We start from the raw sequence: 20709 nt of genomic DNA, 5'->3' as shown, positions 1-20709 counted from the left end.
TCTTTTGATCGAAGGGGAGTGTGATCATGGATGATAGTAATAGGAGAGATGAATGAATTGGAATAAGAAGGGGATGTTAATAGATACCAAATTATTGGAGGTGGATTATGGCCCTTATTAAATCCATCGGTACAGCAGTCCCCCCTTATTCCTTAACTCAGGCAGAGGCGAAAGAGTTCTCGCGTGCATTGTTTCAAGATAACTTTCGAGATGTCGATCGTCTGTTGCGGGTATTTGATCGGACACATATTGAGCAACGCTACATGAGTCGCCCGCGCTCCTGGTTTGAAACCGAGCGTTCTTTTGCTGAACGAAATGAAGCGTACATAGAAGTCGCAAGTGATCTTGGCGTAAAAGCCATTCAGCACTGTTTGGAAAAGGCGGGTGTAAAAGCGGAGGAGGTTGATCACCTGATCTTTGTCTCTACATCGGGAATTTCCACCCCCAGCATAGATGCACATATTGTGAATCGTCTCTCGATGTCATCTCAAGTGAAACGGACGCCACTGTGGGGCTTAGGGTGTGCGGGAGGAGCGGTAGGGCTGGCGCGAGCATATGAATTTGCGAAGGCCAATCCCGATAGCCATATTATTCTCTTAGCGGTGGAGTTATGTAGTTTGACTTTCTGCCGTAAAGACATGTCCAAAAGTAATTTGGTTGCCACTTCTCTTTTTGCAGATGGAGCGGCGGCGGTGTTGATCGTAGGGGAAGAAATAGGAATGGGACAGCAAGACGAAGCTGCTCCTTATTTGGTGGACGCGATGAGTACAACGTGGAAAGATTCCTTGGATGTGATGGGATGGAAGGTGACAGAGGATGGACTGAAGGTTGTATTTTCACGTGATATTCCTTCCATTGTGAATCAATCGGTCCCTGAAGTCGTTTCCTTATTTCTACAGCGCTCCAATTTGTCTCTACAAGATATTGAACGTTACATTACGCATCCAGGGGGAGCGAAAGTAATTGACGCGTATGAGCAAGCGCTGGCAATTGAGCCAAGCAAATTGAGTTCAGCCCGGGATATTCTGCGTTCGTATGGGAATATGTCGTCCGTGACGGTTTTGTTCGTACTACAGGAAGAGTTGAAGAAGGGAGCGCAATCAGGTCAGTATGGGCTATTATCTGCACTGGGACCTGGATTTAGTGCGGAGCAGGTATTGCTTCAGTGGAATTAGTGTCCTATGAGCGAATAGAGATTTGTGATTCTTTGATTGGTTTATCTCTCATGAAAGGAGAGTGAACGGTGAGTATGATTTTTTTAGCTACTTTGCTGGTGGTTGTGTCACAGCGAATAGCAGAATTAGGCGTTGCGAAGCGTAATGCCAAGTGGATGGAGGAGCAGGGAGGATATGAAGTAGGAAAAGAACATTATCCCGTGCTTGTCTTCTTACATGCCCTTTTCTTTGTGAGTCTGATTGTGGAAGTGGGAGGGGTGGGACGAGAAGTTCCTAGTTGGTGGCCGTTGCCACTGCTTGTTTTTCTTTTGTCACAAGGTCTACGTGTGTGGTGCCTTCAGTCCTTGGGGCGATACTGGAATACACGGATTTGGGTTGTGCCTGGTCATCAACCAGTCACACGGGGTCTCTATCAATATCTCCGCCACCCCAATTACCTCATTGTTGCGCTAGAAATTGGTTCGCTTCCTCTTCTCTTTGGTGCTTACGGGACAGCGGTTCTCTTTTCTCTTTGTAATGCGGTTATTTTGCTTCTCGTTCGTATTCCAGCGGAAGAGAAGATTTTAATGGATGAGACCTCTTATGCAAGTGAGATGAAAGAAAGAAGGCGGTTTTTTCCTGGAAGAAGATAACAGAGCATCTATAGGATATAAAAAAGCCAACGAATGAGCTCGTCACAAAAGTGACGGGCTCATTTGTTGGTAGGGTGCTCTACAGGCGTCTCTTTGCATATTGGGCTAACACAGGTTGTTGCCTCTCCCACTCAGCGAATAGCTCAGCAAATACGAGGCGGATATCCCACTGGGCTTCAGGAGAGGTACGCAAATTGATGAGATGGTACATTTCCCACAACGAAGCACTCATGGTAATCTGACGATGATGCGCATTGGTAACGCAGTAAGGTGCCAACTCGGGATGAGAGGTCTTGATTTCCTGATGCACGGCGGTCGCTCGCTCGATAAACGCGCTATACAACTCTGTTAAACCAGCCGCCTCAATATGCGGTGGGATGGTATAGCCGAAGCGGGTGGTAGGCTGTCCATAGGTGAAACGGGCAACCCGATTGTGACGTAGAAGTTGATGCCAATTGGCCTCTGAAATTTTCATTTCTACCTGGTATGTGACGTGGTGAAAGAGATCCAGTGGATTATCAAAAAATTGGAGGTGCTGAAGTGCTTCTTTTAGCATATCTTCCTTTTCTGAGAGTGATAGATTTCTACTACTCTCTTGTGCTTCCTCATAAGCATGGCCAGCTTGAATGAATACCTGACTCACCAATTGCGCCAGAGCTGAATCATATTCTGGTAGCTGTGTAAAGCGCGCATGCGGTCTGTAATCCTCCCCTTCTTTTACGAAGGGTGTCTCTTTTTTAGAGACTTTCTCTGCTAGTGCAGCATGCGTCTGAAGAAGATATTGGTTTGGCTTAACATGGCGTAGCAAGGTAGGAATGACTTGGGAAATTTCTGCTTCCATCGCTTCAGCTAACGCTCTCGATTCTTGATGTGGACTGGAGAGAAGCCGAACCAAGGTATCGCGCAGAGCGCGCCCATTTCCTGTCATACCGAGGCTGGTTTGTGTTGCCATCGTCAGCACATATCGTGCATCCTCAAAGGCGATTTTTTCGATGCGGGAGCGAAAACGACGCTCACTTTCTCCCTCTTCCTGAGGGATCGATTCAGACAAATAGGCGATTAATTTCTCCAATAATTGCTCGTAAACGGTGTATGCTTCTTCATTTAATGAGATATAGGTATCTTTGACAGATGGATCTTCCTCTAGGATCGATGGCAGGTAATAGTCTCCTCGTTGAGGGCGTTGGTAGCGCTGGCTATATTCCGTAAAACTATTGAAGGAGTTGGCTAGTTCTAACTCAGCAGATGCGAGACGGCTAATCTTCTCAATACCAATATGAGCGACGGCATGCTCAGCAACACTAGAGTGGCCGTAGCCAACGACCCATTTCTCATGAAAGCGAGAGGCTTTCTCCGATACCATACGGGACCCTTGGCTAGAGTGGGTAGAAACAGCCAAATCATCATCATGAAGTAACTTCTCTAGATTCTCACGAAAGCTAGCAGAGCTACGGCTCACATAGGCAAAAATAACAGCAATAACTTCTTCAGGTAAATTAAAGATGGTATACACATTTTGATCGAGATTGGATACATACTGCGTCAGATCAATGTGCTGTGACGAATGGGTTGACATAGAAAAGGGTGATTTCTGCTATGTAAGAAAAGAAATCACCTCTCACCTCCTATCATTGTTTAAAAGGGCTAAAAATGAATCGCTTTCGTCTGTCGTCTCCATATTATAGGTGACAAAAGTATTTACCATGCGTTTCGAAAGATCCATTATCATGTCTCTCTATTTTAACAGAAGCCTGCTGTTTTGAAAGTGACCTTTGGGCTAGGGAGAGCTTGGAATAGATTGCTAGTTCTAAGGAGTATGAGGGCTGGCATACAGTGAAAATACGGGGGCTTGGAATAGAAAAAAATTTTCTTTCAAACAAAGAAGGTTTTTTATGAAAGATATCGAATAATAAACATTAACGCACTTTTTTATAGATTCACGCCATAGAGCTAGCCCTCAAAGCAAGAGCTGGGTGCGAAATGCTATGCTGAATTAAAAGAAGGATTCGAAGCTTTTAAACTAACCTAATTTATGCAACTAGAAGACTTTTTATCGATCGAGGTGTCCACATGTCAGAACGACCATTACTAGAGATATCAGAGCTTAAAATTACCTTTCATACAGACAAAGGAAAAGTTAAAGCGGTCGATGGAGTAAATTTATCCGTGCATGAGAATGAAGTCGTGGGGATTGTAGGGGAATCAGGATGCGGCAAGAGTGTTACCTCACTTTCCGTAATGGGCTTGATTCCACAGCCTCCGGGAGAAATATCAGGAAAGATTCATTTTAGCGATTATAATTTAACGGAAATTTCTGATAAAAAGATGCGGTCTCTACGCGGGGATGAAATCGCGATGATATTTCAGGAGCCGATGACCTCTCTTAATCCTGTTTTTACGATCGGTGACCAGATGGTGGAGGCGATTCGCCTTCATACGCGAATCTCGAAGCGGCAAGCAAAGGAAAAAGCTTTAGAGATGTTGAAACGGGTGGGAATTACACGAGCAGGCATTTTAAAAGAATACCCGCACCAGTTGTCGGGAGGAATGAGGCAACGGGTGATGATTGCGATGGCGATGGTGCTTCGCCCTCGTCTCTTAATCGCAGACGAACCGACGACCGCATTGGATGTGACAATCCAAGCGCAAATTCTGGATTTGATGCGGGAGCTCAATGAGGCATTTCAGACTGCCATTATGTTAATCACACATGATATGGGCGTTGTGGCAGAGATGTGTGATCGCGTAGTGGTTATGTATGCGGGTCAGGTCGTTGAGGAAGCAGATAGTCGTGCTCTCTTTCGTACCCCCAAACACCCATATACCAAAGGATTGCTACAGTCTATTCCTAGTTTGCATCAAAAAGATGAGCGTTTGTATTCTATTCCTGGGCAAGTGCCTAACCCTTTACAGATGCCACAGGGTTGCCGCTTCGCCGATCGATGTGAACATGTGATGGAGCGCTGCCGGTTAGCAGATCCACCTTTACTCAAAATAGAATCCGAACACCACAGTCGCTGTTGGTTATACGCACCAGAGGAGGAAGAGAGTCATCATGATACAACAAACACTACTACAAGTACGTCATCTTAAGAAATCCTTTCCAATTCGTGGCGGTGTATGGGGGAGAAAAGTAGGCGAAGTCAAAGCAGTAGAAGATGTTTCCTTCCAGGTTCGTCGTGGAGAGACACTTGGTTTGGTGGGAGAAAGTGGCTGTGGCAAGTCGACGACAGGGCGCGCGCTGATGCGCTTGATCGAGCCGACGAGCGGGGAAGTTGAGTTTGATGGGACGTCTCTTATGGAACTAAGTGAGGATGAATTGCGAAAAACGAGGCGAGACCTACAAATGGTTTTTCAAGATCCCTTTGCTTCTCTTAACCCACGACAGAAAGTGAAACGTATCTTGGAGGAGCCCATGCGTGTGCACGGGATGGGTGACAGCAGTGCTGAACGGCAAGAACGTGTAAAAGAGCTGTTAGAAGTGGTTGGGCTCAAGGGAGATTACCTTAACCGCTATCCTCATCAATTTAGTGGAGGGCAGCGACAACGGGTGGGGATTGCTCGTGCTTTAGCCGTTCATCCAAAGTTAATCGTGGCTGACGAACCGGTATCCGCGTTAGACGTTTCCGTCCAATCACAAGTACTCAACTTAATGGAAGACTTGCAAGAAAAATATTCACTTACGTATCTCTTTATTGCCCATGACTTAAGCGTTGTCCATCATATTTGTGACCGCGTCGGTGTGATGTACCTCGGACGTTTGGTGGAATTAGCGGATCGAGATGAATTGTACGAACGACCTCAGCATCCCTATACACAAGCGTTGTTGTCGGCTGTACCGGTTCCTGATCCAGAAGCTAAGACGGAACGCATCATCTTAAAAGGAGATGTGCCTAGCCCCGCGGATCCTCCGACTGGGTGTGCGTTTCATCCGCGTTGCCCACACGTGATGGATATTTGCCGTGAGGTTCAACCAAAGTTTAAAGATCATGGAGGCGATCATTTTATTGCTTGTCATTTGTTAGACACGTAAAGGGGGTGTTGTCAGAAAAGAAGGAGAGATGGATAACGGAGTGAGTGGATGTGGGTCGATCCAATCGCAGACACCATTGGGAGTGGTTTCTTTAGAATTAGCGATCACAAGGAGGAGACAAAAGATGCACAAACGAAAGCATTGGATTTTAGCCATTGCCTTATTATTTGTTTTATCCACGGTTTTGGCTGCTTGTGGAAGTAGCCAAGAGGCAGATGAAGGAGAAGGAGAACAGAGTGAAGGAGGAACGTTGATTTTTGGACGGGGCGGGGATTCAGACTCGCTTGATCCGGCACAGGTGACGGACGGTGAATCGATCAAGGTGACGCAAAACCTGTATGAAACCCTTGTGAAGTATAAGGAAGAGAACACGGAAGTAGAGCCAGGATTGGCAACAGAATGGGAAACTTCAGAAGACGGGAAGAAGTGGACCTTCACTCTTCGTGAGGGAGTGAAATTCCATGATGGTACAGATTTTAATGCGGAAGCAGTTGCTTTCAACTTCAATCGGTGGATGGACAAAGAGAACGAATACCACAAAGGTGGAGAATTCCCCTATTACGGATACATGTTTGGTGGTTACAAAGGGGATGAGGGTCACGTCATTGAAAGTGTTGAAGCGATAGAGGATTACACGGTTGAGTTTACGTTGGCTAAGCCACAAGGAACATTTCTCAATAACCTAGGCATGGCTGCCTTTGGAATTGCCTCACCTACTGCGGTGAAAGAAGATCCAGAGGCTTTGGGTGAAGATCCAGTGGGTACGGGCCCCTTCAAGTTTAAAGAGTGGAAAAAGAATGACAAGATTACCTTGGTCAAAAATGACGAGTATTGGCAAGAGGGATTACCTAAGCTAGATGGTGTTATTTTTCAATCGATTCCTGACAATGCTGCCCGCCTAACAGCACTTCAATCAGGAGATATCGACTTAATGGATGGCCTAAATCCCGATTCGACGGTAACGATCGAAGGGGACGAGAAATTGGCTTTGGATACGCGTCCGCCGATGAACGTGGGCTACCTCGCCTTCAATACGGAGAAAGAACCGTTTGATGATGTGAAAGTTCGGCAAGCACTTAATCACGCTGTAAACAAAGAGGGTCTCATTAAAAGCTTCTACAATGGATTGGCAGAACCTGCGAAGAATCCGATGCCTCCTTCTCTGTGGGGATACAATGATGCGGTGACGGATTACGAATATGACTTGGATAAAGCAAAGGAACTACTAAAAGAAGCTGGTTATGAAGATGGGTTTAAAATGGAGCTCTGGGCCATGCCGGTTCCTCGTCCGTATATGCCGGATGGGAAGAAAATTGCGGAGTATATGAGCGCCGATTTTGAAAAGCTGGGGATCGATGTAGAGATCATCAGCATGGAATGGCAGACGTACCTTGATAAAACGGGAAAAGGTGAACATCAGTCTGCACTGCTCGGATGGACGGGAGATAACGGAGATCCAGACAACTTCCTGTATGTCTTGTTGGATCAAACGAATGCCAAAGGCCCTGATGCCGGTAATATCGCTTTCTACAAGAATGAAGAAGTACACAAACTCTTGAGCGAAGCACAAGGATTGACAGACAAAGAGAAGCGTACCGCTTTATATGAAAAGGCACAGGAACTAATTAAGGTAGATGCACCATGGGTTCCATTGGTTCATTCTACTCCACCGTTGGCGAGACAATCTTATGTAAAAGGGTATGTTCCCCATCCGACAGGAAGTGAAAGTTTAGAAAATGTTTACATCGAAGAGTAAAGGCTGACGGAGGGGTGGTAGGTGCCGACGGCGCCTGCCGCCCCTTTACGAATGAATCGAGGATAGGGGTATGATCTTCGACAGGAGAATCAAAGGTATGGGCGACCGATCCATGATTGCCTCAACATATGCTTTCTACAATGGAGGATGCCATCCAGTTTAAGGAATAGATCAAATAATTGAATTGAGTAGCCATAGTCGATAGTTGAAGGTTGTAGAAAAGGAGGATAAATCCTACATGTTAAGTTATACGATACGCAGACTCTTACAACTGATCCCTGTATTGTTTGGAATTACGCTGATTACCTTTTCCATTGTACACGCGATTCCTGGTGATCCAGCACGAGCGATTTTGGGAACGAAAGCCTCTGCTGGACAAGTGGAAGAAGTGCGTGAAGAGCTAGGACTAAACGAGCCAAAGGTCGTTCAATACGTGAATTATGTTACACAGCTTCTGCAAGGTGATTTAGGTAAATCCTATATAACCAACCGCGATATTGGCGAAGAAATGTTTCCTTACTTAGCGGCGACCATGGAACTAGCGTTTGCCGCCCTGCTGATTGCCATTTTCTTTGGTATGAATCTAGGTATTTTGTCTGCTTGGCGCCAAAACTCATGGGTGGATTATTCTGCAATGTTAATTGCTTTGATAGGGATTTCGATGCCTGTTTTCTGGCTAGGGCTATTGGAGCAATGGGTTTTTGCGCAAGAACTTGGCTGGTTTCCTTCGAATGGGCGATTAGACCCGCGTAGTCTTTTTGAGCCCATCACCGGGATCTATACGGTGGACGCTCTACTTACGGGAAACTGGGATGTGTTTCGTGATGCATGGCTTCATCTCTTGTTACCGGCTGTTGCTTTGGCAACCATACCGATGGCCATGATTGCACGCATGACACGTTCCAGTATGTTGGAAGTTATGCGCTCGGATTATATTCGCACGGCGCGCGCCAAAGGAGTGGCAGAATTCTGGATTATTTATAAGCACACTCTGAAAAATGCTTTTATCCCCGTTCTGACCATTATTGGTGTGCAGACTGGGTTGTTGCTGGGTGGTGCCATTCTGACGGAGACGATTTTTAGCTGGCCTGGAATTGGACGCTATGTGTATGAAGCGATCGGTACGCGGGACTATCAAGTGATTCAATCTGGAATTCTGGTGATAGCGGCGATATTTGTTCTGGTTAATTTGCTTGTCGATCTTTTATACGCACTGATTGATCCACGCATTCAATACGGAAAGGAGTAGAGCTCAGATGTCTAACGCAGTCGATACATCTACCACACACCCTTCTCTTTCTCCTCCGCCCGCTCCTGATTCGGAGAGGACACAAGAGGATCGGCCCCTCATCGATTTTTGGCGTTCTTTTAGGCGGCATAAATCCGCTATGATTGGAATGATCTTAATTAGTAGCTTCATTTTGTTAGCCATCTTGGCTCCGCTTCTTACGTCCTATGGAATCAATGAAATTAACGCAGACCTTCGCTTGCAAGCGCCTTCTGCCAGTCATTGGTTTGGGACCGATGATTTAGGAAGAGATATTTTTACGCGGATTATTTTTGGAGCACGCTTGTCCTTAATGGTTGGTTTCTTCGCGGTTACGGGTTCCATTTTAATTGGTACTATTATGGGATTGATCGCTGGCTACTACGGAGGGTTTCGTGATACGGTAATTTCTCGTATATTTGATATGCTACTTGCCTTTCCGAGTATCTTGTTGGCCATCGCCATTGTAACCATTTTGGGTCCTAGTTTACAGAATGCCATCATTGCTATTACGATTATTAATATCCCGACCTTTGGTCGCCTAATGCGATCTCGTGTGTTGAGTGTGAAGGAAGAGGATTATATCTTAGCTGCTCGTTCGATTGGGATGAGAGATTCTCGTATTTTATTTAGCCACATTCTACCTAACTGCTGGACACCAGTGATGGTTCAGGGAACGCTTAGTTTTGCTATCGCGGTCATCGAGGCGGCAGCACTTGGCTTTCTCGGTTTGGGAGCGCAACCGCCACAGCCGGAGTGGGGTACGATGCTGGCTGATGCGCGCAACTTTATTCAATTGGCTCCCTGGACGATGATTTTTCCTGGCCTGGCAATTATGTTGACTGTTCTTGGTTTTAACTTGCTTGGGGACGGTCTTCGTGATATTTTGGACCCACGTATGAAACAGTAAAAACGTTTTTGTTTTCTAGATAACTGCCGGAAAGGGTGGCTAGTGATGAAGCGAGCACCGATTCACCTTGATGAACGGATTGCCATGATCGATGGATACGATCTTCACCTACCCGAAAGAACAGGTATTTATGTGCTACAGGAAACGGAGTTAACGCTGGTAGAAACCGGCCCTAGCATTTCCGTTCCTCACATTATCCATGGCTTAAAGCAGTTGGGGCGTAGTCCGGATGAGGTGCGCTATGTGATTGTTACCCACATTCATCTAGATCATGCTGGGGGAGTGGGTCTCTTATTGGAGAAATGTCCTCAGGCAACCGTAGTGGTTCATCCACGAGGGGAGCGTCACCTCATAGACCCCAGCCGACTAATCAAAGGGGCACGAGCGGTGTATGGGGCAGCCTTTGATGATTTGTTTGATCCAGTGAAAGCTGTTCCAGCCGAGCGATTGTTGACGAAAGCAGATGGGGAGACGCTGACAATTGGTCCCGATTGTTCGCTGGAGTTTATGGACACACCTGGACATGCTAAGCACCATATGGCGATCTACGATCCTGTATCGCAAGGAGTCTTTACAGGTGATACCGCAGGAGTGCGCTATCCAAATGGACGAGGGCAGGGATTGGATTTTTTCCTTCCCACTACTTCTCCCAATCAATTTGATCCTGAAGCCATGCTTTTATCGATTGAACGCTTTCGTTCACTCCATCCAAAGCGAATCTATTTTGGCCACTTTGGTATAACAGAAGAGGTGGACGCGGCACTGATGCAGGTTTCTCGTTGGATTCATCGTTTTGTAGAAGCGGGAGAAGAGTCATGGGCCTTGGAAGAAGAGGTAGGAGGGCTAGAAAAGCGACTCTTTGCGATGGTAAAAGAGGAGCTAAACGCACAGCAAGTTCCTGCATCCCACCCAATCTATCAAGCGTTAGCTTATGATCTCCCGATCTGTGCGCTTGGGATCATAGACTATATGGCAAAGAAGTCTCGCACGGAAGGATAAGGAAAATGGTCATTACACTGTATTCACGCACGCACTGTTTGGAGTGCAATATCTTAAAACGTTTTCTCAAAGATCATGATTTGACATATGAGGAGCGCAATTGCTCTCATCATCCAGAATATCTAGAAGAGGTGCGCACCTTGGGCTTTTTGGGCGTTCCGGTAACCGTCATCAATGGTCAAGCTGTACAAGGACTCGACCCAGATAAGATCCTGACACTAGTGAAAGAAGCCTGACACTAGTGAAAGAAGAGCGCTCTTAATTAAATACCATATTTGCCCTCTGAATCTTTCCTGCATTCGGCAGGAAAGATTCAGAGATGTGACGAATATATTGAATTATAAGACGAAGACTATGATTGAGATGAAGGAGGGATAGAGAAGGAAGAACTCTTCTTTGCTTGGCTTTTTCTGAAAAAACAGTCCGGTTACAAACAAGGAGAATGCTTTTCCTCGCATCTGTCCTTTACCACAATGGAATGATTAAAGGAGGGAATGAAATGCAACAGCAATCCGAACAATGGAGTAGTAGAGCAGGTTTTATCTTGGCTGCTGTGGGGTCTGCTATCGGCCTAGGAAACATTTGGAGGTATCCCTATGTTGTTTATGAAAATGGTGGCGGTGCCTTTCTCGTTCCTTATTTCATTGCACTCTTTACAGCAGGAATTCCGATCTTATTACTGGAGTATTCGCTAGGCCATCGTTTTCGTGGTTCAGCTCCCCTGTCTTACCGAAGGCTTTCTCAAAAATGGGAATGGCTTGGTTGGTTTCAAGTTCTCTTATCTTTCATCATCGTCTCTTATTACATGGTGATTATCGGCTGGGCTCTCAGCTATACTTATTTTTCTTTCGGAACGCAATGGGGAGAGGATACCGAAGGGTTCTTCTTTAATAACTTCCTAGCGATGGATACCAAGGGTGAGTCCTTCTGGAGTGCAGGTTCCATTGCATGGCCAGTTCTCCTTTCGGTAGCCATTATCTGGGCAGTCACCTACTTCATTATGCGTCGTGGTGCGCGTGGAGGAATCGAGAAAGCGGCGAAGATTCTGATGCCACTCTTGGTCATTATGTTACTCATTGTCACCATTCGTGGGGTGACCTTAGAGGGAGCAGAAGAGGGACTCAACGTCTTGTTTTCCCCTGATTTTAGCAAATTGACAGACTTCAAGGTGTGGATTGCCGCTTATGGGCAAGTCTTTTTCTCCCTCAGTATTGGATTTGCGACGATGATTACGTATGCCAGCTACTTGCGTAAAGACCAAGATCTCTCCAATAGTGGTTTGATTGCTGCCTTTGGGAACAGCGGTTTCGAATTTTTAGCCGCGATTGGGGTGTTTGGTGCTCTCGGTTTCTTAGCAGCGACGACGGGAACAGAAGTGGAAGATGTTGTTGCGCAATCGATTGGACTGGCATTTGTCGTTTTTCCACAAATTATTAACGCTTTCCCTGGCTTAAACTCTCTATTTGGAGTACTCTTCTTCGGTTCACTTGTTTTTGCGGGTCTTACCTCCGCGATCTCACTATTGGAGCCGGGAGTAGCGGCTCTGCGTGATAAACTAAACATCAGCCGGACCAAAGCGGTCAACTGGCTTTGTGGGATTGCTGCCCTTGTAAGTGTTATCTACACCACGGGTGGAGGGCTAACCTACCTGGATGTAGTGGATCATTTCACCAACCAGTATGGATTGTTGATTGGAGCCTTGTTAGAAGTAATCGCAATTGCTTGGGTTACCAAACAACTAGGCAGTATGCAGACGCATATCAACTATGTCTCTGATGTTCACATAGGCGCTTGGTGGAAAGGGATCTTGCTCATTACACCACTTATTCTCGGTGGATTGGCAGCGAAAACCTTATACGATGAAATTGCAGCAGGCGAGCCATACGGTGGAAGCCTCAGCGGGATGATCGTCATGGGCTTAGGTTCACTTGCAATCGCTTTCATTGCGGGAATGATATTGCAAGGGATGAAATGGAAGACAGATACGAGCCTCAAACGTGAAGATGGGAAGGAGAATGTGTCATGAGCGGCGGTGCATGGACGATGTTTTTAATCGGTGCAATCGGGCTGTGGGGGGGCTTTCTCTTCTTCTTGCTGAAAGCGCTTGGTTCGGATAAGAAGGCAAAGCAAAAAGGAAAATAGCGGGATCCGAGTACAAGGCAATATTACTTGTGTGCTCATACTATAATAAGGCCACGCCTTTTGGCGTGGCCTTGTCTGTCTGTGTTCACAGCAGAAAATAGTGAGAAATCTCATGCTACAAGTGGATCTTGATTAAGAAGCTTTTTTCTTTTTGGCTTCATGGCGTACGTTTCGCTCCCAGCGTCGCAAATATGGATAGGGATCGAAGGAGTAGGTCGTTTTTCCATTAAATTTGTACATGCCATAATGGAGGTGCGGTGGGAATTTACCTGAGGTTCCTGGTGGACCATAGCCAGAAGATCCGACGTATCCTAAAATACTTCCTGGTTTGACTACTTGGCCTTGTTCAATCTCTTTGTCGAAACTACTGAGATGAGCAAAGTAATGGTAGTTATTATTCATATCGCGAATACCCACGCGCCATCCCCCGAATCGATTCCACCCCTTTAGCTCAATGTAGCCATAACAGGGACTTAATATAGGGGTACCATAATCGGCGAAAATATCGGTCCCTTCATGTATGCGTAGACCACCAAACCCTCTTCGGTCGCCGAAAGTATTATGGTAGGTATAGTTATAGCGCAGGGGCATAAGGAACGTGCGCTCATCCAGGTCCAGTGTGTCGAATTGCTGATATACTTGACCCATGTGAGTAATGATATCGACGACTGTAGGATGCTGATAATATTGCCATAACCCTATGCGAATATCTTCGGAGGAAAGTCCGTATTGAGATAAGAAGTGAGCGAGAGAATAAATGACGTCCATCTCATTCTCTCGCTCTGCTTTACCGTCTCCATCGCCATCTCGGCCCATTCCTGAAAAGAATTGAATCGATGCTGGATGGATATCTTGTGGATCCGGGTTTAAAATCCCTGCCCAACGAGTAGAGGGAATATTGATGGCCAGTAGCCCGTTCTTTTCTTCTATGTCACGACGTATCCGTTGGACATTGCGCTCATACTGATCGATAGCACCCAGGATATACCAAGGGATACCAGTGACCAATTCGGCACTTTCAAACATCGTTTTGCGAGCAAGTGACTCTGGATTCTCCATCGATTGTTGACTACTTTCCTTCCATTTTTTTGTAGATTCGACCGAACTTGCAACCCTGTTGCTGTCACTAATGACTTTTCTATATGAGGAAAAGCGTGAGTCATCAGCGGAAGAGACTTCTGCCCAAACGAATGAGGGGAAAGAAAGAAAGAGCATGACCACTAGGCATACACATACTAGAGAACCTGCTTTGTTATTCATTAATGAATCACCGCTTTTAACTATTTGAGGTATTATTTATGAAGTCTATTTCTTCGAATGAAAGGGAAGTAGGCGGTACAGTTGAATTTAGGCTTAATCTAACCCAAATCGTTTGAGATTATCAGGCGTGATCGTCCCTTATTTGTGGTAAGATAAAACTTGTACGATAAATAATGAAGGATCCCTTCAAGGAGGAATATACTTGAGGAATCAACGGCATCAACGACCAGAAAGAAAACCCGAGTGGTTAAAAGTAAAATTAAATACAGGGGAAAATTATCGCAAACTGAAGCAAATGATGCGGAGTAAGACGCTGCATACCGTTTGTGAAGAAGCACGATGTCCCAACCTTTATGAGTGTTGGTCGCACGGAACGGCGACCTTTATGATATTGGGTGATATCTGTACCCGTGCTTGCCGTTTCTGTGCGGTAAAGACGGGTCTACCTACAGAATTGGATTGGGCAGAGCCTGAACGTGTAGCGGAAGCGGTTGAGCAGATGGGCGTCAAACACGCTGTTGTTACTTCTGTGGCGAGAGATGACTTGTCCGATGGAGGAGCGGCCATATTTGCGGCTACCATTCGCGCTATTCGCGAGCGAAATCCGGAAACCTCAGTGGAAGTATTGATTCCAGATTTTCAAGGCAACTGGGATGCGTTAAAAGTGGTGATGGATGAAAAACCAGATATCCTCAATCACAATATTGAGACGGTTGCTCGCTTATCTGATCGCGTTCGATCCAAAGCAAAGTATCCTCGCTCTCTTGAACTCTTAAAGCGGGCTAAGGAGATGCAACCTTCTATTCCAACGAAGTCCAGTATCATGGTAGGTGTAGGGGAAGAGATCGAAGATATCTTGCAGACGATGGATGATCTTCGTGCACACCAGGTGGATATTATGACGATTGGACAATACTTACAACCAACCTTTAAGCATTTGCGCATTTCGCGTTACTATATGCCGGAAGAATTCGCGATGTTAAAGGAAGAAGGACTGAAGCGTGGCTTTAATCATGTAGAGTCGGGTCCTTTGGTTCGCAGTTCGTATCATGCGCACGAACAGGTAAAGTCGGCACAAACCCATAAGGACGAAGTTGCAACCTAATGGATCGTGTACGGAGCAGAAAAAAGCCAACCATCTTCAAACTGAAGACGGTTGGCTTTTTTACATCGCCTCATTGGTACTACCAGAAGGCTCATGTTGCACTGGAGGAGTCTTATCCCCCATCTGACGAAGGAGTTCATTAAGGTTGCCGTTCTTCCCTTTAACGTTTTTCTTGCCACTCATTTCTATCCCTACTTGATCCATTTTGTCACGTAGTTCTTTTTCACCGGTACAATGAATTTGAAAATAACGAGGGGTTACGCTTTTTGCTGTTCGTTCTGCTTCTTTTACCATATCGCTATTTACGTTATCCATGCCAATAAAGACATGGTCGTCCGTTACCAAGACTGTTGCATCGTCGACATCCGGTAAGCGCGTAACCAAATAGGCGATATGGCGTGCTAGGACATTGCGGTCGATATAAGCGTCGGGCTCGTCATCGTTTTTATACTGTGTTGCTTTGTAGCGAATATATCCGAGATCATTCTGACCGCCACCAATTCTAAACGAAGGATTTCGAGGCTCATCTTGGCCGTCATTACCTAAGTACTGGACGCCGTTTTCTTCTTCTCGTCCTTCTTTGTAGAGAGCATTCTCGTTTCCTTCGTTGGTTTGTGCTTGATTGGAACAAGCGATGGTGGTCGTGAAAACGAGTGCAAAGATGAAGATTGCAAGGAGAGATAATCCCACTCGTTGCTTCATGATCGACACCTCCTGTAAGGTAGTCTGTCCGAAGCAAAAGGGGACTTACGCATCCAATTTTGACTAACGACTGCCTGTATCAAAAATAGGTAAAGTTGTGGTACCATAGGAAGAAGATCGATAGAAAGCAGGCATTTCAAATGAGCATTGTACAAACAACCCATGAAGCTTATGAGATATTGACAAATTACAAGGAAGCATGGAATCCAGAGATCTTTCAAAAGCGGTACAGCGAGATTTTAGCCAAGTATGATTATATCGTGGGTGATTGGGGATATGGGCAATTGCGTCTGAAAGGATTTTATGAAGCAAATCATTCCCGGGTAACCCGCGACTCAAATATTAACCACTTACAAGAGTACCTCACGGAGTATTGTAATTTTGGTTGTTCGTATTTTATTCTGCAAAAAGTAAAGTGAAGACAAAGTGAAGAGGCTTTACCATGTGATAGATGAATGTGGTAAAGCCTCTTTTGTTTTTAATATGCAAATTGCTTATGCCTTCACGCAGACTAAATCCCCCTCAATTCTATACATCCTCTTACAGAAACACACAGATGAAGATAACATGAAAAGTCCACTTTTACGTATCCTCGTCATCGTGAGTCGGGTGGCTTCCGGGGTCTTGACGTGGGATGTCTTCATGAAACTGACGGTCTTCGTAGACGAAGCGAGGGGAGGCGTGTTGCCCTTCGTGCCAAGGGGAGCTCTTGCCCAAAATTTTCTCATTATGTGCAGCTCCATAGGGACCCTCTCCAAATTCTTCGGGGACCAATTCGCTTCGTTGAGAGACGACGGTATCAACATCCTGGTAATCTTTTTTGCTTTTGCGTTCCACTCTCATCACCTCGCCCTTAGTCTGCACGAGAGAAGAAGGGTTATGCAGCGGTTACATCGTTATAACAGAGTGAGCAAGAAGGAACGCAGTTCTTCCGCTTCCTCGACTTTCATTTGAAAAGAAAACTGGAGGTTTCCTTCTTCCTCGAGATCATCTGCACCGATGAGAGCGAAACGATTGGACTGTAGGTCAAGTACCATCATTTTTCCATAAAAGCGGCTGGTTTGTATGAGCGCAAGATCAAAACGGTTACTTTTCCCTACAAAACTAACGAAACGGGTGGAGGTATCTTCTTGGTCATCATACAGAAAAAAAAGGCGGTCGTCCTTATTCATAAGTAGCTCCTTTGTTCACATTGATTCCGATTATTGATTATTTTAGCATAATCTAAAATAGAAGAAAACGTCCTCCTTTTTTTTGCTTACGAGGACCCAGTTCGGGCGGGGTGGAAGAGGCAGCCGCCAGTCGATGGGAAAAGGTAGCATGTCGCAACTCGATTTTAAGTTGATCTTGTTTTTTACGAATTTCCTCAAACATCGCTGATACTTCGCTCGATTTTGCGTATTCGGATTGGGAATGGTGAATGCGGTGCTCTACTTCTTCCAGCGCATCAAACAAGTCGAAGACATGATCCTCAATTCGCTCCAATCGTTTTGTTAGAGATTCGATCCATTTTTCCATGTTGGCCATGCTCTCCACCATATGTTCCATTGCTGATTCCACTTTTGGAAGAACAATGGGATGAGTGGAAGACTCATTTTCCACGAAAAAGCTGGGTGTTTGTTTTTCTAGTTTTCCCTCTGACTCCAATTCTGTCTTCACTTGACGCATCGACTTATTTTTTTCTTGTAGGCGCATTTGAATGTCTTGCAGTCGCTCCAAGCCAGCTGTTGTAAGTAGATAGTGACCGCGCTCATTGGTTTCGGGCTGAATATATTCCGCGAAAGCATCGATCCACTTACGGATCGTGCGTGCATGGACTTGAAGTCGTTTGGCGGCCTCAGAAGTGGTTAGATAGGCTTCATTTACCATCGGCATCATCCCCTTGAGACAAGAAACTTTCTCTGACAATAGTTTCGTGGGAACAGAGAAGAATCCTTCAATGATGACAAAGGATGTCAGGCTATGACAAACAGAGAATACAAGTGACAAAAAAATCTAAAAAATGAGAAGACAATAGGAATCTGAAGAAAAAAGGAGAAGGGACGAAAGCGATAACGCTTCGTCCACTCCTCGAAAGTGAAGATGGTTTATTTCGCTGATGTGGTATCAAATTTCGGTCTTCCAAAAAGCCAATCCAATTGAGGTTGTACAAGGGGGCGTGTGAAACGCAAGGTCCAATTGGTGGAGAGAACATAGGTAACCAATATAGAGAAGAGAAGAGCAAATAAAATGGACCAGAGGATGTTAACCTGATCGTATATATTGAGCATAAACATGCTTCGGACAAAAAATCCATGAAGAAGGTACACATACAAAGTTCGCGCTCCAAAAGGGGTGAAGAACGTTTCTTTACGCGGAATGAGCGATAGAAAGCTAAGTGACATTATTATACAAAATCCATATAATAGGAGTCGCAACAGAAAGGCAAAACCTCCGGAAAACCCTAATTCAGCATAAGGAATAGAAAAATAGAGCCATTTGCGCAGTTCAAAATGAAATGGCCAAATATTGGATTCCAATCCGTAAAGGAAAAGAAAACTTAGGGCCAAAATGACGCCAGCACCTAGACGAACGGAGGGGCGCTTTATTTTCTCTAGATGTTCTGCCCGTGTGTAATAGCCTAAAATAAAGAAAGGAAAGAAAGCAATCATTTTATGCAAGGACAGAAAACTACCGGCTTCTGAATATCCAATGAGAAGACCCAATATGAAAGCAATGGTAAGTGGGTATTTTAGATTCGTAAAAAAGGGTAAGAATACTTTCCACAAGAATAAGCTCAGCATAAACCAAAGCATCCAATAAGGAGATAATATATCCAATTGATTCCCTGCATGGGGATCATAAATAAAGGTCTGGAATACTTCGTAAAGTAGTTCGAAAAGGAGATAGGGAATAAGAATATTCGTGAGTAATTTTTTATATTGTCCTTTATGATGAATGGACTTTGTGAAATATCCAGAGATATAGATCATCAGTGGCATATGAAAAGAGTAGATCCAGAGGTAGAGTGACATAATGCCGTCGGATTGATCGGCAAGGGGACGGATGGCATGTCCCAGTACAACGAGAAATATTAAAAGGTACTTCGCGTTATCTAAGAAAGCATCGCGGGATTTTTGTATATCTGCCATTTCGTATTCCTCCTATTCTCTATACTAAATAGGAATATATCCTTAATTTGTTTCACTACAGATAAAATTTCATAAAGCATATTATAGCAAAAATGCGAAGAAGATGCTTCTCTGATAATGGAAATGCTAATATATAATTTATTCAAAATAAATAGATTGAAGAAATGGGTAATTTTCAATTTAGTATTGGGATAGGTAATGATGAGGGAGGATCTCTGTCTTTCCTTCATTGCATCGAGTAGAGAAAAGAGATAAAGTGAATAAAGCTGGGGCTAGCATCTGTGCTAGAAAGCGATGCGAACAGGAGGAAAGAAGATGATTTACCAAGTGAATACTGCGCGTATCGAGGCGCAATTTCATGTGCTCAGAGATTGCTTACTTGTAATGAAAAAAGCGAAGATACAAGAAAGAGACGAGGTATCTACATTTGCGATGGCGCGCGCGATGCATTTGGCTGTGGAATGTGTCATTGATGTAGGGAACTCGTTGATTGATGGTTTTATTATGCGGGACCCGGGTGGGTACCTAGACATTATCGATATTTTAGAAGATGAACGGGTTATCCCGTCCTCCAGTGTTAAAGACTTTAAGGAACTGGTTCGCTTTCGTGAGCGACTGGTGCGTTACTATCATGAAGTAACAGATGAGGAAATTTGGTCAGGTTTGGATTGGGTCACGCTATTGGAGTCTTTTATTACATGGGCAAGCGACTATCTGAAACAAGAATTACATGAATACAGGATAGAGGACAAGGAACAAGAAGGGGATTCACAGGCATAAGGGTAAGCAACTGTCAAAATATGATAAGATAATAGTGGAGAAGGGAGGGGTAATCATGTCGCCATGGTATGAAAAAAGTTTTGGTGAGGACTACCTACTTGTCTATCGTCACCGCGATGAAGTGAATGCACAGAAGGAAATTGATGCGGTATATAAATGGTTAAATCTAACAGGTGGCGAAAGCGTGTTTGATTTGTGCTGTGGGACCGGTCGCCATTCGGTCGAATTGGAAGACAAAGGGCTCCAAGTTACAGGGATGGATTTGTCTTCCACTCTCCTGAGACATGCCAAAGCATGTAATCAAGGAGAAGCGATTCGCTATGTACAAGGGGATATGAGAGAGGTGCCGTTTGCAGACCAATCTTTTGATGCGGTAGTCAATCTATTTACCTCGTTTGGCTATTTTATTGATGATGATGAAAATCAAAAGGTAATGGAAGAAATCGGCCGAGTGCTAAAACCACAAGGCTCCTATTTGATTGACTTCTTAAATCGTCGTGCGGTGGAAGCAGGATTGGTACCAAAAAGTGAGCGTGAAGAGAATGGAGCTCGCATTCTTGAAGAACGGCATATTGACGGTCCTTATGTTAAGAAGAGAATCACGGTGTCGGATGCTCAGGGGGAGCGTACATACCACGAACGGGTAAAGATGTATAGCCATTTAGAAATGAAACAGATGATTGAGGCAGCGGGCTTAACGGTCGCCTCTGTATACGGGAACTTTGATGGAGATGCTTATATGGAACAAAGCGAGCGTATGATCTTTGTAGGAAAGAGACGATAAATTTAGCTAGCCTTTGCTGGACAAGCTGGGAGG

At 45.0% G+C, this 20709-nt stretch carries 22 protein-coding genes; 15 read left to right on the top strand and 7 right to left on the bottom strand.

Features of this window, described 5'->3' with window-relative positions; all coding sequences use genetic code 11:
* Positions 1–107 precede the first annotated feature (107 nt).
* Both AC6RGY_RS14595 and AC6RGY_RS14590 read left to right on the top strand, forming a co-directional pair.
* Positions 108–1175 (top strand): type III polyketide synthase, encoded by a 1068-nt coding sequence (locus AC6RGY_RS14595; protein WP_499864172.1) that lies wholly within the window; start codon positions 108–110, stop codon positions 1173–1175.
* A 74-nt stretch (positions 1176–1249) separates the two neighbouring features.
* Complete coding sequence (locus tag AC6RGY_RS14590) at positions 1250–1807, top strand: isoprenylcysteine carboxyl methyltransferase family protein (protein WP_499864325.1); 558 nt, start codon at positions 1250–1252, stop codon at positions 1805–1807.
* Positions 1808–1886: 79 nt separating this feature from the next.
* On the opposite strand, the gene AC6RGY_RS14585 is transcribed toward AC6RGY_RS14590, so the two are convergent.
* Entirely contained in the window at positions 1887–3383 is a 1497-nt protein-coding gene (locus AC6RGY_RS14585) for an FAD-dependent thymidylate synthase (RefSeq protein WP_499864170.1), read from the bottom strand.
* 494 nt (positions 3384–3877) lie between these two features.
* Here AC6RGY_RS14585 and AC6RGY_RS14580 point away from each other — a divergent pair, with 494 nt between their 5' ends.
* The 9 genes from AC6RGY_RS14580 (at position 3878) to AC6RGY_RS14540 (ending at position 12914) form a co-directional block, all read left to right on the top strand.
* A complete protein-coding gene (locus AC6RGY_RS14580) occupies positions 3878–4900 on the top strand; it encodes an ABC transporter ATP-binding protein (RefSeq protein ID WP_499864168.1) in 1023 nt (340 codons plus the stop codon).
* Positions 4863–5840: an ABC transporter ATP-binding protein gene (locus tag AC6RGY_RS14575; RefSeq protein ID WP_499864166.1), complete on the top strand. Its 978-nt coding sequence runs from the start codon at positions 4863–4865 to the stop codon at positions 5838–5840. The genes AC6RGY_RS14580 and AC6RGY_RS14575 overlap by 38 nt, the downstream gene beginning before the upstream one ends.
* A 124-nt stretch (positions 5841–5964) precedes the next feature.
* On the top strand, positions 5965–7596 hold the full coding sequence (locus AC6RGY_RS14570) for an ABC transporter substrate-binding protein (protein WP_499864164.1): 1632 nt from the start codon (positions 5965–5967) through the stop codon (positions 7594–7596).
* Between the two features lie 238 nt (positions 7597–7834).
* Positions 7835–8845 (top strand): ABC transporter permease, encoded by a 1011-nt coding sequence (locus AC6RGY_RS14565; protein WP_499864163.1) that lies wholly within the window; start codon positions 7835–7837, stop codon positions 8843–8845.
* 7 nt (positions 8846–8852) lie between these two features.
* Complete coding sequence (locus AC6RGY_RS14560) at positions 8853–9773, top strand: ABC transporter permease (RefSeq protein ID WP_499864162.1); 921 nt, start codon at positions 8853–8855, stop codon at positions 9771–9773.
* A gap of 42 nt (positions 9774–9815) precedes the next feature.
* A complete protein-coding gene (locus AC6RGY_RS14555) occupies positions 9816–10772 on the top strand; it encodes an MBL fold metallo-hydrolase (protein WP_499864160.1) in 957 nt (318 codons plus the stop codon).
* A gap of 5 nt (positions 10773–10777) precedes the next feature.
* A complete protein-coding gene (locus AC6RGY_RS14550; RefSeq protein WP_499864158.1) occupies positions 10778–11008 on the top strand; it encodes a glutaredoxin family protein in 231 nt (76 codons plus the stop codon).
* A gap of 263 nt (positions 11009–11271) precedes the next feature.
* Entirely contained in the window at positions 11272–12798 is a 1527-nt protein-coding gene (locus AC6RGY_RS14545) for a sodium-dependent transporter (protein ID WP_499864155.1), read from the top strand.
* Positions 12795–12914 carry a MetS family NSS transporter small subunit gene (locus tag AC6RGY_RS14540; protein WP_499864153.1) on the top strand — a complete coding sequence of 40 codons (120 nt, stop codon included), beginning with the start codon at positions 12795–12797 and terminating at the stop codon, positions 12912–12914. Before AC6RGY_RS14545 ends, AC6RGY_RS14540 begins: the two co-directional genes overlap by 4 nt.
* Before the next feature lie 132 nt (positions 12915–13046).
* Here AC6RGY_RS14540 and AC6RGY_RS14535 read toward each other — a convergent pair whose 3' ends face one another.
* Positions 13047–13973: a M23 family metallopeptidase gene (locus tag AC6RGY_RS14535; protein WP_499864151.1), complete on the bottom strand. Its 927-nt coding sequence runs from the start codon at positions 13971–13973 to the stop codon at positions 13047–13049.
* A 403-nt stretch (positions 13974–14376) separates the two neighbouring features.
* On the opposite strand from AC6RGY_RS14535, the gene lipA reads away from it, so the two are divergent.
* Complete coding sequence (gene lipA, locus AC6RGY_RS14530) at positions 14377–15279, top strand: lipoyl synthase (RefSeq protein WP_499864149.1); 903 nt, start codon at positions 14377–14379, stop codon at positions 15277–15279.
* A 60-nt stretch (positions 15280–15339) separates the two neighbouring features.
* On the opposite strand, the gene AC6RGY_RS14525 is transcribed toward lipA, so the two are convergent.
* On the bottom strand, positions 15340–15981 hold the full coding sequence (locus tag AC6RGY_RS14525; RefSeq protein ID WP_499864147.1) for a YhcN/YlaJ family sporulation lipoprotein: 642 nt from the start codon (positions 15979–15981) through the stop codon (positions 15340–15342).
* A 140-nt stretch (positions 15982–16121) separates the two neighbouring features.
* On the opposite strand from AC6RGY_RS14525, the gene AC6RGY_RS14520 reads away from it, so the two are divergent.
* Positions 16122–16400, top strand: coding sequence for a YutD family protein (locus AC6RGY_RS14520; RefSeq protein ID WP_499864145.1), 279 nt, complete (start codon positions 16122–16124; stop codon positions 16398–16400).
* Positions 16401–16563: 163 nt separating this feature from the next.
* Here the strand turns inward: AC6RGY_RS14520 and AC6RGY_RS14515 are convergent, their stop codons facing one another.
* From AC6RGY_RS14515 to AC6RGY_RS14500, 4 genes are all read right to left on the bottom strand, one after another.
* Complete coding sequence (locus AC6RGY_RS14515; protein ID WP_499864143.1) at positions 16564–16818, bottom strand: hypothetical protein; 255 nt, start codon at positions 16816–16818, stop codon at positions 16564–16566.
* Positions 16819–16877: 59 nt separating this feature from the next.
* Positions 16878–17153 carry a DUF3055 domain-containing protein gene (locus AC6RGY_RS14510; protein WP_499864141.1) on the bottom strand — a complete coding sequence of 92 codons (276 nt, stop codon included), beginning with the start codon at positions 17151–17153 and terminating at the stop codon, positions 16878–16880.
* A gap of 52 nt (positions 17154–17205) precedes the next feature.
* The gene (locus AC6RGY_RS14505) at positions 17206–17850 is read right to left on the bottom strand and encodes a MerR family transcriptional regulator (protein WP_499864139.1); all 645 of its coding nucleotides are present in this window, start codon (positions 17848–17850) and stop codon (positions 17206–17208) included.
* Positions 17851–18068: 218 nt separating this feature from the next.
* Entirely contained in the window at positions 18069–19112 is a 1044-nt protein-coding gene (locus tag AC6RGY_RS14500; protein ID WP_499864137.1) for an acyltransferase family protein, read from the bottom strand.
* Positions 19113–19427: 315 nt separating this feature from the next.
* Between AC6RGY_RS14500 and AC6RGY_RS14495 the strand changes: the two genes are divergently transcribed.
* Both AC6RGY_RS14495 and AC6RGY_RS14490 read left to right on the top strand, forming a co-directional pair.
* Positions 19428–19892, top strand: a complete 465-nt coding sequence (locus tag AC6RGY_RS14495; protein WP_499864135.1) for a DUF86 domain-containing protein — start codon at positions 19428–19430, stop codon at positions 19890–19892.
* 55 nt (positions 19893–19947) lie between these two features.
* Positions 19948–20676, top strand: coding sequence for a class I SAM-dependent methyltransferase (locus AC6RGY_RS14490; protein ID WP_499864133.1), 729 nt, complete (start codon positions 19948–19950; stop codon positions 20674–20676).
* Positions 20677–20709: the final 33 nt, after the last annotated feature.

The organism is Mechercharimyces mesophilus (assembly GCF_059818345.1).
This window is presented reverse-complemented; position numbering and strand designations above follow the sequence as displayed.